The sequence below is a fragment of the Mycobacterium sp. NGS39 genome (assembly GCF_059812765.1).
The window spans coordinates 1-13,011 of record NZ_JCALDH010000022.1 but is presented as its reverse complement, the minus strand read 5'-3'; the positions used below and the strand labels follow the sequence as shown (position 1 = coordinate 13,011).

Sequence of the window (13,011 nt, the reverse complement as noted above, 5' to 3'; positions counted from 1 at the left end):
ATCGACATGCGAATCCTCCAAGGTATCTGACGCGAACGCTTCAGGCCTATATCGATGACAAGCTGCTGTATGTAGAGCTGGTGCAGCCGCAGTATGTAGATCCGTATGACAGGGACACGTGGAACCGAGCAGCGATCGATGCTGGGGGGCCTCTAGGCACTTGCGCGAAGCTAGGTATCACTTGGTCATGAACCGTTGGTGGCAGCCCTCGACCGGCTAGACCGTATCGTGATGAAGTAGCCGCGGAAGCCGGCACGGCAGGGACGGCGAGTTGTGCCGCGGTCAAGAGCCCGGCGGTGACGGCGACCCAGGGAATGCGGGCCGTGCGGGCTGCCATGGGTCCTTTCATCGCGGGGCATGCAGACTTCCTCGACTGTACGAGCCTCGTGGGACCAGTCTCGTTTGGTGACACGGGCGGCCAAGGGCGCCGCTTAGGCTAACGAAATGCAAGAGAATCCGCCGGGCGCGGGCTACGGGCCTTACCAGATGCCTCCGCAAGCTGGAGGTGCCAGCGCGCCATCTATTCCGCCGCCGGGTCCATACCCGCCGCCTCCGAGACGCACTTCTCGTCTCAGTCTCGTCTTGGCGGTAATCGCCGTACTGCTGTCGGGCACAGCGCTGGCGATTTCCCTGGTTCGGAAACCGGAGGCGTCGTCGTCGCCGCCACCTGCGCCGGCGCCACCAGCGGTGCCTGCGCAGCAAGTGTTCGTTGACGACGCTGATCGTGCGCTGTGTCAGGCGATCGGCCCACTGATGAGAGAGGGCGATGACCAAACTAGGTCATTTGGCCAGCATCAACGAGGCTCGCCGGAGCAGGCTGCTGCGCTTCCAGGTTTTCGCTCCTTTACTGAACAATGGGCGCGCCGGATGCAAAGCGAGTTGAACAAGTACTCCGAACCACCTCGGTATTTGACGCGCACGGTCCAGCGATTCATAGACGACATGGTTTTATATGTCGAACGCGACACCGTCAGTGACGAGGTCGGCGTGTGGACTTTTCGGCTGTCCTCCAGTGATTACAGTGGTCCACAATTTAGGTGTCAGAAGTTGGGTGCTCCTTGGTAACAGCAGACACTGGCATTCTGTCCAACCATTCCCAGGTATATGCCGTCGCGCCAGTTTTCGCGAATGATTGTGGGTCAACAGCCTGACCCGACATGCGCCAGGACGGTGCGTTGAGCTCGATGTTTACGGGCGACCTGTACTGCCGCCCGCGTCAGACCGTGCGCACTTTCCGCGCCGCGATCGGGAGCCTGGCGGTGATGGCACCCGGGGGCGTGGGCCGTGTGGATTGCCATGTGCCTTCCGTCGCGGTGCAAGCGACTTTCTTGACTGGACGGGCCTGAAGTCGCCGGAGGTGTTTGGTGAGACGGTGCCGCATGTGGGCCGCTTAAGCTAGCGAAATGCATGGAAACTCACCGGAAATGGGCTATGGGCCACATCAGATGCCGGCGCCGTCTGGGGGTCACGTCGCGCCGTCAATGCCTGGGCCTATTGCAGTGCCGTATTTACCGCCGTCGGGCCGCACCTCTCGCCTGGGCGTTTTTTTGGGTGCAATCGCTGTAGCACTGGCAGCTGCGGCGCTGGTGGTATCGCTCGTACGCAAACCGGAGGCGTCGTCGTCGCCGCCTGCGCCGCCGCTGCCAGCGGCCCCTGCGCAGCAGGTCTTCGTTGACGACGCTGATCGTGCGCTCTGTCAGGCGATCGGCCCACTTATGAGAGAGGGTGATGACCAAACTAGGTCATTCAGTCAGCATGAACGTGGTTCGCCGGAGCAGGCTGCCGCGCTTCCGGGGTTTCGGACTTTTATCGAAGGTTGGGCGGTGCGGATGCAGCGCGAGTTGAACAAGTACTCGGAACCACCTCGGTATCTGACGCGCACGCTTCAGCGCTTTGTGGACGATATGGTTTTGTATGTCGAACGTGACACCGTCAGTGACGGAGTAGGCGTGTCAACTTTCCGATTGTCGTCCAGCGACTACAGCGGTCCACAGTTCAGATGCCAGAAGCTGGGCGCTCCTTGGTAGCAGCAAATACTGTTATTTTCTCTAATTGCTTTCCGAAGGATATGCCGTCACGCGAGTTTTCGGAATGTTTGTGGGTCAATATTTGGCCATGCCAAGGTGGCAGATTGGCACGACGTGGGAATCATCAGTCGACTTCTGAGACACGAGTCGGACGATCCGCTGATGAGTCGAGCGTGATGATAGGACGTTGATCGAACGTAATGACGGTCAGCGGGCGAAAGCTATGCATGCGACGTACCGGAGTGTCAGAGCGGCCGCCGACAGCGACCTTGTTCAAGCAGAATCCCGAGGTATGCGTCGGTGTGCGCTGCCCCGACATGCGCCAAGATGGTGCTTTGACCTCGAGTTTGCGGGCGACCTGTACTGCCGCCCGCGTGAGGCCGTGCGCACCTTCCGTATGTACGCCACTACCCACGTATTGCCTGATTAGGGCGCTAAGACGACAAAGTCGCTGACCAAAGAATTGCCTACCCAAACTCCGTCGGCCATGTCCTAAGTCAGGAGTGGAAGTAGCCGCGGAAAGCCAGGACAGTCCGGAGGGTGAGCTGAGCCGCGACCGGAAGCCCGGCGGTGATGGCACCCCGGAGGCACGTGGGCCTGGGCGACTGCTATGGGTGCTTTCGTCTCGCGGCATGCAGACTTGCTCGACTGGACGAGTCGGAAGTCGCCGGGGTTGTTTGGTGGTACGGGGCCGCGTGTGGGCCGCTTAAGCTAGCGAAATGCATGGAAACTCACCGGGAATGGGCTATGGGCCGCACCAGATGTCGCAGCAGTTTGGTGGGCATGTCACGCCGTCAGCGCCTATGTCTGCTGGAGCGCCTTATTCACCGCCGCCGAGGCGCACTTCTTGGCTGGGCGTTGTCTTGGGTGCAATAGCTGTAGCACTGGCAGCTGCGGCGTTAGTGGTATCGCTCGTACGCAAACCGGAGGCTTCATCGTCAGCGCCCCCTGTGCCGCCGTCGCCTGCCGCCATGCGACAGAAAGTCTTTGACGATGACGCAGACCGCCCGCTCTGTCAGGCGATTGGCCCACTGATGGCAGAGGCCGCCAGCCACACCCGGCCATTCTTTGAGATGGCAACCGGATCGCCGGAACAGATGGCGGCTGTCGAGGATTTGCAAGCGTTCATTACAGGCTGGTCTCCACGGGCGCAGGAAGCGTTGAACAATCATTCAGACCCACCGCGGTATTTAACTCGTACGCTCCAACGATTCGTCGATGACATGGTCCTATTTGTCCAGAACTTGAGGCCGACACGGCCACTCAATTCAGAGGATCAAAACACATGGAATCTAGCACTCTCTGATCTGCGCGGTCCATTAGAGACCTGCAGGAAGTTGAAGTTGGGTTGGGGCTAAGGTCAGCTGTTAAGTAGTCAGAGCATAATCCCAAGTCGGTGTTTACAGCTGCACCGTCTTCAATACATGAGCACCCATAACACAGCTCAACCTGCTTATCATCTGACTTTTCGTGTCGCGAGATCTTACAAGGAATATTTGGCGGACTCTCGCCTACCACATCGATCACTTCCTGATTCGATCTGCCAGAACAACAGAGAAGTTCGGATTAACGAGCAAGTGCGCCGCGCACGAAGTAGGGCGCTCCTCAGTTAAGACCTTTGGCTAATTGCCCCGCAGCGGGGATGTTAGGTCGGCTAGGATTCTGCATTGGTCTGCTGGGTCCAGGGCGGGAAGTATCGTGGAACCCACGAGTAAGGCCGACGCCGCGCGCTTTACTCACCGACGTAGGCGCAGATGTGTTGTCGTACAGGCCATCACGCCACCTCACGAAGGTCGACACCAGCAATACCGTGACGTAGTGCAACCGAGACCGGGCGATCGCCAGATCGCAGAACACCGCGTTGTCTGTCGCCCATGGCGTGGCGATTGTCCGACCGGGCGGCGCTGGCGCATCCTTTGGCAGCTTCGGCGCGACGGCCGAAGGGTCGGTCCGCCCATCAGCGATCCCGTCGCCGATTAAGTCTGGGCCGTGGCCTCGCTGTCGAGAGACCCTGATCCTGTCAGCGATCTTGCGGGCTCGTCCGGGCAAATCCCAGGTGGGCGTCGGTATGCATAACCCGACGTGCGCGAAGGTGGTGCGTTGATCTCGATATTGCCCACAACCTGTGCTGCTCCGCGCCTGAGGCGGTGCGCATCTTCCGCACGTACGCCGCTGCCTGAACCTACCGGCTTAGTACGTCAATCGGAGGACTAAGACGACAAAGTCGCAGGTCAACGAACCGCCGCCCCAAACCTTTGTCGGTTATGTCCTAAGCCAGGTGTACAAGTCGGACGTCGCCGGGGTTGTTTGGTGGTACGGGGCTGGGTGTGGGCCGCTTAAGCTAGCGAAATGCATGGAAACTCACCGGGAATGGGCTATGGGCCGCACCAGATGCCGCCGCCGTCTGGGGGGCACGTTGCACCGTCAATGCCTGGGCCTATTGCAGCGCCGTATTCACGGCCGTCGGGCCGGACTTCTCGGCTGGGCGTTGTTTTGGGTGCAATCGCTGTAGCACTGGCAGCTGCGGCGCTGGTGGTATCGCTCGTACGCAAACCGGAGGCGTCGTCGTCGCCGCCTGAGCCGCCGCCACCAGCGGTGCCTGCCCAGCAGCTCTTCGTTGCGGACGCTGACCGAGCGCTGTGCCAAGCGATTCAGCCGCTAATGAGAGAAATTGGGGACCAGAACCGAGCGTTCGCCAAACTGGCGCCTGGCTCGCCGGAGCAGGGATCCGCAATTCCAGGCTATCGCGCATTCATTGAAGATTGGACGAAGCGAACGCAAGTAGTGCTTAATGCACATGCGAATCCACCAAGGTACCTGACGCGAACGCTTCAGGCCTATATCGATGACAAGCTGCTGTACGTGGAGCTAGTGCAACCAGGTCATGTCGACCCATTTGATGAGCCCACCTGGACTCAGGCGTCAATCGACGCCGGAGGTCCACTTGGTACTTGCAGTAAATTAGGTATCACTTGGTCATGAAGGCCGTTGGTGATAGCTCCCGACCGGCTGGACCGTATGCTGGTGAAATATTGGGTGGCTTGTGGCCGGAGTCTGATCCAACAATATGGTGGCACAGCTCTGATCGGCAAGCAGAATTTGCCGCCGATTCGAATACAGCCGCCGAGGATGTGAAGAGAACAGTGAATAGATTGCTCAGCCGAGATGGTGGCGCTTGGGCCGAGGCCATGGGCCATTCCTACACAAGAACCGCTGAGCTGTTGAAGGACCAGAGCGAACATTATGGGTCGATGGCCAGTGCGTCCGAAAAATGTGCGCAGGCATTGAATACATCGAAGACACGCATGAAACAGGTTCTGTCAGATGCGCAATCGGAAATAAAGGCAGTACAAGACTTCGTCGATGCACTGAAGGTAGCGGCTGCAGGGCGGCCGGATGCACAACAGATAATCGCTGATTTGGACACCGCTCTTGCACTGAAGATTCGAGATATCATTGATACCCATCGTCGGCGTGCCGTTGTCGTCAGTGCAGATGCCCCAACCGAGATTTCGGCCAACAAACCACAAGACACTTCAGGCGATAAACGCAGCTCAGACCGTCGATCTTTGACGGATCAACGTCCGTACGGCAATCAACATAGGTCTGACAGCGGCAGTTATCGAGCATACGGAGTAAGAAGCCTTACTGGGGATGGTTTTCGGCAGTCACCGCTTCCTACCACACCGTTCACACAAGGCACTGAGCGCGCGGCAACAGATCCAGGACACGAGTCATCGACGTCTAGCAGCCCAGTAGATCAGCAGTCTTCAAGCGTAGTTCCCGCCCGGAGTGGCGCCGATCCCGGAGTCCGTCGCCGCCCGGAAACCCCAAATACCGGATCATCCCTGGACCCAACAGGAAGTCGAAGCGACAGTGATCCTGGATGGACACGGAGACCCCATTTTTCGGCGGAATCTACATCCGCGCCATATGCAATGCCCTTCCGGGCGCCGCCCAGCACAGGAACCAACCCTGTAGTCAGTCCCATGGGTGGATCAACGAGTACCTCTGCCTCCATGCCAGCAGGCTCCTTCCCTGGGTCGGGATCGCCGGGTATGCCGAACTGTTCGTCATCCGTTCCCTCAGCCCACCAACCAACCGCTCCCAATACCGACCTCTCCCGCGGCCTAAGCCAGGCTCTCAACAGCAGCGCCACATCGCCAGGCCCGGCGGCGCAGCCGCTGATTCACCAACCCACCCCGCCACCCGTCGTCACCGACGCCGCCGCGGCAACCGCACCGCCGCCGAGCTCGGCCGCGCCGGCCGCCGCACCAGCTGCACCTGTGCAGCCAGTCGCGCCAGCACCCCCGCAAGCCTCTGCCACCCAAGCGGCACCTTTCATCGCCCCGCCGCCGATTCCCCCCGCCAGCCTGACCCCCTACGGCTCCGACGTCCCGCGCTCACCTGCGCCGCCACCACCACCGCCTCCGCCACCCCCTGCACCGACGATCACGACTTCCGGCCCCGGCGCCCCCATGCCGCCCGGCACGGCGACCGCCGCCACTTCGAGTTCGTCGAGCGCCGGACCGGTGTCGCCCGGCGTGCTCGCAACATCCGGCGTCGCCGCTACCGGCAGCGGCGCGGCGATTGTCAGCTCGCAGACCAAGGACCCGTTGCTCGACCAAGCCGTCCGCCAGGCCTACGAACTGCTTCACGCCTCGCGCCTGTACCCCGGCGTGCACTGGTGCGTCGCCGTCTTCAAGACCGGGTCCGGAACTGAAACGTTTGTCACTAGCAACGACGGCGCCGGCTACATCCCGCCTGGCGTGTACCTGCCTCGCAAACTCAAGAACATATTCGCAGATCCATTGCTGGACAATGAATTTCAAGCCAAATGGTTCGGCTGGGTCAACCCGTCCGCCACCATGGTCGCCTACGCCGCGCACCGCTTCGCGCAAGACCCGAACTATGACCTCTACGCACTCGCCGCCACCACCGACCCCGGCGGTTCGACCGTTCTACCTGCCCGACGCGCCGGCGTCCCGCACTACCAGGATTGCGACTCCACGCAATCGCCGTTCTCGCCTGACGAGCCGGTTCCGCCACTCGACCAATCCCGTATCCACCGCCTCGCCGTCATCGACCCGAACGCCTACCGGCAACTCGCCAACCACACCAATGAGGCGCGCCGCCAAGCTTGGGATGCCACCGCCGAAGCCGTCGGCGTTGCGATGGCCGGCGCCGAACCGCTGTTCATCCAGGTCGCCCCGGTGATCCGGGAAATCTTCGGCGCCCTCGCCGGCGGCACCGACGTGACCGACGCGCAATGGACCGCCCTTAATCACGTTCAGCGCGACCGCAAATCGCTGTGGATGCGGCCCGGCTACCTCGATATGGAACCTTCCGCCACATCAGGCGCAACGGAGCTCTACCGCGCCCACCACAACATCGACCGCGCTGTCGAGGCCTTGTCGCTGTGGCGCCTCGATACGCCTGATTACGCCGACATTGTCTATGCCGCAAGGCAAGTCACCAAGGAGACTCAGCTATGGACAACCGCAACATCAAGGTAGACCCCGAAGAGACACTCAAAGAGGTCCGAAATATCGCCGAGACGGTCAGGAGCGTCGCGAAACCCGGCCCCGTCCCGGTGGCGTCGGGCGACACGCCGATCGACCTCGCCCTCGCCAAGGTCGCCGAAGCCCAGAAGCGCCAAGCCGACGCCTGGGCCGCGGCTGTCTCCGCCACCATTCCCGAGCAGCGCGCCAAGTCCGAGGCCGCTGTGAACATGCTGAAGGCCACTGAGCAGGAGAATGCCTACTCGATCGCCCGCGTCTACCCCGAGTCCGGTGGCACAAACGTCAGAGACGCCTAACCGGCCATCGGTATGGTGAACCGGTGCGCGCACTGGTCACCGGGGCTGCCGGTTTCATCGGATCGACGCTTGTCGATCGGCTGCTTGCCGACGGACACGACGTCGTCGGCTTGGACAATCTGAGCACGGGTCGCGTCAGCAACCTGGAGTCGGCCAAACAGAATCCCAACTTCACGTTCGTCGAGGACGACATCGTCACCGCTGACCTCGACAGCTTGCTGTCCAGACACCAGCCCGAGGTCGTGTTCCACCTGGCCGCCCAGATCGACGTTCGCCGCTCCGTAGCGGACCCTCAGCACGACGCCGAGGTGAACGTCATCGGCACCATCCGCCTCGCCGAAGCCGCTCGTAAAGCGAAGGCGCGCAAGGTCGTTCACACATCGTCGGGTGGTTCCATCTATGGCACACCCAGCAAGTACCCCACCAACGAGTCAGTCCACACCGACCCAGCCTCGCCGTACGCCGCCGGCAAGGTCGCCGGCGAAATCTACCTCAACACGTTCCGCCACCTGTACGGCCTTGACTGCTCGCATATCGCGCCCGCAAACGTCTACGGGCCGCGCCAAGACCCGCACGGTGAAGCCGGCGTGGTCGCGATCTTCGCCCAGGCCCTACTCTCCGGCAAGCCGACGAGGGTGTTCGGCGACGGCTCCAACACTCGCGACTACGTGTACGTCGACGACGTCGTCGAAGCGTTCGTCAAGGCGTCCGGCTCCAAGGGCGGTGGCCAGCGCTTCAACATCGGCACCGGAGTGGAAACGTCTGACCGCCAGCTGCATTCACTGGTGGCGGCGGCGGTAGGTGCGCCCGACGAACCCGAATTCGCCCCGCCACGGCTCGGTGACCTGAAGCGGTCATGCTTGGACGTGCGGCTCGCCGAGATGGTGTTGGGCTGGCGTCCCACCGTCAAGATCGACGAGGGTGTCCGCCGCACGGTCGAGTACTTCCGCCACCAGCCGACCGCTTGAACTCGAGCTACGACGCGTCTGGCGGCCGCTGTGCGCTCGACAACGCAATCGCCCGCGCCAGCCGCGTGTAGCGCAGCTCGACGTCGCGAAAGTGCAGGTAGGTGGTCAACGACGTGAACGCGAAGGCGACGACGAGCGCGTACAGCATCAAGTCGGTGCCGCGGCCGACGCCAAGCCAGTGCGCCAGCACAGTCGTGTCGTTGGGTCGCAACACCGCGTAGATGCCCGCGACGACGAACGCCACGTAGCCCACCTTCACCCACGCCCGCGCTTGCACCGACCCGCGTGCGCGCAGCAAGAACACCAGCAGCGAGATCACCGCCGCGATCACCAGTACCTGAATCCAGTTCATCGGCGCCTCTTTCCGCCAAAAAGTCCGTCGAAGACGATGTTGATGCCGTTCAACAGCGGTTGACCCTTCGACTTCGAATAATCGGTGTACAAAATCTCGACCGGCTCTTCGGTTACGCGCCAATGGTTTTCGTCGATCAGCGCGATGATCTCGCTGGCGTGGCCCATGCCGCTCATGGTGATGTCCAGACCGTCGGCGACCTTCCGGTTGAAGACTCGCAGCCCGTTGTGGGTGTCGGTGAGCTTGAGCCGTCGGCCGCGCGGACTCAGCCGCACCACGGTGCGCAACACGACGCGCTTGAGAAAGGGCACGTCACTTCGCACTCCGTGATCGGCGAAGCGGGTGCCAATGACAATGTCGACGTCCTCAGCGGCCAGCTTGTCGATCATCCGCAGCACATCCTTGACGCGGTGCTGGCCGTCGGCGTCGAACGTCACGAACACCTCGGCGCCGGGCTGCCGACGCGCGTACTCGACGCCGGTCTGGATTGCCGCGCCCTGGCCTAGATTCACCGGGTGCCGCACAAGATGCGCCCCGGCCCGCAGCGCCAGCTGGCCGGTGTCGTCGCTGCTGCCGTCGTCCACGCAGACGACATGGTCGAAGACCGCGCGCACATCGGCGATCACTTCACCGATGACGGCGGCTTCGTTGTACGCGGGGACGATGATCCAAACGTCCGGGTAGCCACTATCGATGCCCCACAAAATACACGTCAGAGCGTTGGCGGCAGCGGTGGCGGGCCGGTGGAAGGCACCATGCGCAGCGCCGCCAGATGCACCACCATCCCCACCACCGGCCCGCACAGCAACGCGACCACCGTGCGCGTTTGCAGCTCCAGCGGCAGCAACAGCAGCAGCGTCGACGCCACCGTCGCGCCGATCCAGCCCAGCGAGTACGCCCGGTGAAGCGCCGCCGCCACCGCCGCAGCGCCCGTCAGCGTCAGCAGAGCAATCGACACCGCACCTGCCGTCAGCCAGGCCAGCAGCGCGCCATCGGCGTCGTATTCCGCACCGAACCCCACGCGCAGCAGCCACGGCCCGGCCAGCCCGGCCGCCGCCACGCCGACCGATCCGATCGCAAGCACCACCACCGCTGGGCCGGCCAGTGCGCGCAACCGGTCGGTGTGCCGGTCGACGAAGTGAGCGATGAGATTGCCCTGCATCGCAGTCAGCGGCACCAACAACGGCGCCCGTGTCAGCGTCACCGCAAGGATCACCACGCCGCCGGTCGCGCCCAACTCTCCCGATGTCGCCTTCAGCAGCACAGGGAAGCCCATGACCAGGATGGCGCTGGCGCCAGCTGCGGCAATGGCATGCGCGGCGCCGCGCAGAAACGTCGCGGTGTCGCCGTAGGCGGCCAGTGCGCCGGCAGCACGAGTCGACGGCGACGCCACCAGCATCACCAGCCACGCCACCGCGCCGCACACTGTCGCCCACAGGTAGCCCACCAATCCCCAGCTCAGCGCAAAAGTCAACGCCGCCAATACAACTCGCATCGATGCGTCGGTCACCATCAGGGCGCCGTACTGGGTCCAGTGACCGGCGCCGGCCAGCATGCCCAGCAGCGTCGCGTGCAGGCAGAACCCCGCCAGACCGACACTCAACAGCACCACACTGAGCAGCCGTTCCGAGGCGAACACATGCGCCGCCCACAGCGGCGCCGTCACTGCGATCGCCAGTCCGGCCACCACGCCGAGCACCGCCGCCACGCGCAGCGGATGCGTCTGCGGACCCGGCGACATCACCGTGTAGCGGGCCGATCTCACCTCGCGTGTCGCTTCCTGCAGCAAGCCGTTGGCCGCGCCAGTGACAAGCCCGAAGGCGCCCCAGAACACCCCGAACACCGAAAACCCGGACGGGTCAAGGTCTCTCGCGGCCAGGTACAGCACCAGATACCCGCACAGCGCCGTCACCGCCGTGGCCACGCCCACCCGCGCGACGCTGCCCCGGGTGATCGGCCCCGTCGGTGTGCCTGCGTCGGTCACGCGGCGGCCCGTCGTCGTCGGACACGGAATGCGGCGTAGCCGACGACGGCCACCACGACCGCGGCGATCACGTACCACTTGTAGCGTTCGAAGCCGGCATAGATTTCGCTGATGTTCTCGCCGGCGAAGAAGCCGAGCAGCGCCCACATGCACACCCACAGCAGTGCGCCAACCGCGTTGAATCCCAGGAACTTCAACCAGTGCATCCCGGCGGTGCCGGCCAGGATGCCGTTCACCTGGCGCAGCCCTTCGACGAACCGTGCGACGACGACGATCTTTCCGCCGTGCCGGTCGAAGTAGGCTTCGGCGCGGTCCAGCCGCTCAGGGGTGAGGAACACGAAGCGGCCGAACCGCTCGACAAGTGGCCGGCCGCCGAAGTGGCCGAGCGCGAAGCCGATGTTGTCGCCGACGATCGCGCCGACCACAGCGACGAGGATCACCAGCGCGATGTTCATGTGGCCGCTGCCGGCGAAGACGGCCGCCGCGATCAGGATGGCCTCGCCTGGCACCGGCACACCGAAGTCCTCGAGCAACACGAACCCGCCGACCGCCAGGTAGCCGTAGTGCTCCAGCAGCGGCTGCACATCACCGAACACCCCCGGCAGCTGGCCCTGGCTCATCTGCGCTCCATCCGCTGGTCAGTCCCTCTCCTCAGCAACAGTGACCATACGGCCCGCGGCCGAGCCTCTTCGGCATGAGAGACTGGTTCCGGAGGGGAGTATTCCTTCGCCGCGGTGTCGTCATCACGTCGACCAATGATCGGACGACCGGCCCCGCGGGCCGCGGTAGCGGCGGAAGAGACCTCCGGTGAATTCGCGACGACCGCGACGACCGGAGGATTCCATGAACGTCAGTCAGCTCGAGTGGGCCATCACCTTGGCAGTGACGGTGGCCGTGTTGTTGTTCGACGTCGTCTATGTAGCGCGCCGACCGCACGAGCCCAGCACGCTCGAGTGCAGCATCTACCTGGCGATCTACATCGGGCTCGCTATCGCGTTCGGCGGCTTCGTCTGGGCGGTACACGGCGGCCAGTTCGGGGTCGAGTTCTTCGCAGGGTGGCTCACCGAGTACAGCCTGTCCGTCGACAACCTGTTCTTGTTCTTGCTCATCATGGCGAGCTTCAACGTGCCCAAGAAGAACCAGCAGGAAGCGCTGCTGGTCGGCATCGTGCTTGCGCTGGTGTTCCGTGGCGTGTTCATCGCGCTCGGCGCGGTCGCCATCGAGAAGTTCTCGTGGATCTTCTACCTGTTTGGCGCCTTCCTCATCTACACCGGCTTTCACCTTGCCCAGGACAAGGACCGCGACGACGACGCCGACAACTTCGTAGTCCGGTTCGCCAAGACGCACTTCAGCATCACCGACCGCTGGGAAGGCCTGAAGCTCTACGTCAAAGAGGGCAACAAACGCCTGATGACGCCGATGTTCTTGGTCATCGTGGCGCTCGGCACCACCGACATCATGTTCGCGCTGGATTCGATTCCGGCGATCTACGGCCTGACCCGAGAGCCGTATCTGGTGTTCACCGCGAACGTGTTCGCGTTGATGGGTCTTCGACAGCTGTACTTCTTGCTCGGCGACATGCTCAACCGGCTGGTGTACCTGTCGAGGGGGCTGGCCGTGATCCTGACGTTCATCGGCGTGAAGCTGCTGCTGCACGCGTTGCACGAGAACGCCGTTCCATTCATCAACAACGGCGAACCCTTCGACGTGCCGGAGATTCCGACGTTGTTCAGCCTCGGCTTCATCGTCGTGACCCTGACGGTCACGACGGTCGCGAGCTTGATGAGGACCCGACGGGTGAACGCCGAGCAGGGCGACGACGAGGCGGCCGACGAAGTCGCCTAATGGGAGTTGATCGGCGA

The 13,011-nt window shown here is 62.9% G+C and carries 8 protein-coding genes; 4 read left to right on the top strand and 4 right to left on the bottom strand.

From position 1 onward, the window contains the following. Positions 1-6,505: 6,505 nt before the first annotated feature. Genes AC5Y39_RS21120 through AC5Y39_RS21110 form a run of 3 tightly spaced genes read left to right on the top strand, consistent with a single transcriptional unit; the run spans position 6,506 to position 8,813 of the window. Positions 6,506-7,543, top strand: a complete 1,038-nt coding sequence (locus AC5Y39_RS21120) for an EspK C-terminal domain-containing protein (RefSeq protein ID WP_500021662.1) — start codon at positions 6,506-6,508, stop codon at positions 7,541-7,543. Then, positions 7,519-7,845, top strand: a complete 327-nt coding sequence (locus AC5Y39_RS21115) for a hypothetical protein (RefSeq protein ID WP_500021664.1) — start codon at positions 7,519-7,521, stop codon at positions 7,843-7,845. Before AC5Y39_RS21120 ends, AC5Y39_RS21115 begins: the two co-directional genes overlap by 25 nt. Before the next feature lie 23 nt (positions 7,846-7,868). Then, a complete protein-coding gene (locus AC5Y39_RS21110; protein ID WP_500021666.1) occupies positions 7,869-8,813 on the top strand; it encodes a GDP-mannose 4,6-dehydratase in 945 nt (314 codons plus the stop codon). A 7-nt stretch (positions 8,814-8,820) separates the two neighbouring features. Here the strand turns inward: AC5Y39_RS21110 and AC5Y39_RS21105 are convergent, their stop codons facing one another. Genes AC5Y39_RS21105 through AC5Y39_RS21090 form a run of 4 tightly spaced genes read right to left on the bottom strand, consistent with a single transcriptional unit; the run spans position 8,821 to position 11,769 of the window. Next, positions 8,821-9,165, bottom strand: coding sequence for a DUF2304 domain-containing protein (locus tag AC5Y39_RS21105; protein WP_499907276.1), 345 nt, complete (start codon positions 9,163-9,165; stop codon positions 8,821-8,823). Beyond that, positions 9,162-9,869 carry a polyprenyl-phospho-N-acetylgalactosaminyl synthase PpgS gene (gene ppgS, locus AC5Y39_RS21100; protein ID WP_500021668.1) on the bottom strand — a complete coding sequence of 236 codons (708 nt, stop codon included), beginning with the start codon at positions 9,867-9,869 and terminating at the stop codon, positions 9,162-9,164. Before ppgS ends, AC5Y39_RS21105 begins: the two co-directional genes overlap by 4 nt. Positions 9,870-9,877: 8 nt before the next feature. Further along, positions 9,878-11,149 carry a hypothetical protein gene (locus tag AC5Y39_RS21095; RefSeq protein WP_500021670.1) on the bottom strand — a complete coding sequence of 424 codons (1,272 nt, stop codon included), beginning with the start codon at positions 11,147-11,149 and terminating at the stop codon, positions 9,878-9,880. Next, positions 11,146-11,769, bottom strand: coding sequence for a DedA family protein (locus AC5Y39_RS21090; RefSeq protein ID WP_500021672.1), 624 nt, complete (start codon positions 11,767-11,769; stop codon positions 11,146-11,148). The genes AC5Y39_RS21095 and AC5Y39_RS21090 overlap by 4 nt, the downstream gene beginning before the upstream one ends. A 223-nt stretch (positions 11,770-11,992) precedes the next feature. Here AC5Y39_RS21090 and AC5Y39_RS21085 point away from each other — a divergent pair, with 223 nt between their 5' ends. Further along, a complete protein-coding gene (locus tag AC5Y39_RS21085; RefSeq protein ID WP_500021674.1) occupies positions 11,993-12,994 on the top strand; it encodes a TerC family protein in 1,002 nt (333 codons plus the stop codon). Positions 12,995-13,011 lie beyond the last annotated feature (17 nt).

What these genes read in the sequence shown, in the direction of transcription:
- AC5Y39_RS21105 (WP_499907276.1), bottom strand. Translation starts at nt 9,165, where the DNA reads ATGAACTGGATTCAGGTACTGGTGATCGCGGCGGTGATCTCGCTGCTG.
- AC5Y39_RS21120 (WP_500021662.1), top strand. Translation starts at nt 6,506, where the DNA reads ATGCCGCCCGGCACGGCGACCGCCGCCACTTCGAGTTCGTCGAGCGCC.
- AC5Y39_RS21090 (WP_500021672.1), bottom strand. Translation starts at nt 11,769, where the DNA reads ATGAGCCAGGGCCAGCTGCCGGGGGTGTTCGGTGATGTGCAGCCGCTG.
- AC5Y39_RS21085 (WP_500021674.1), top strand. Translation starts at nt 11,993, where the DNA reads ATGAACGTCAGTCAGCTCGAGTGGGCCATCACCTTGGCAGTGACGGTG.
- AC5Y39_RS21115 (WP_500021664.1), top strand. Translation starts at nt 7,519, where the DNA reads ATGGACAACCGCAACATCAAGGTAGACCCCGAAGAGACACTCAAAGAG.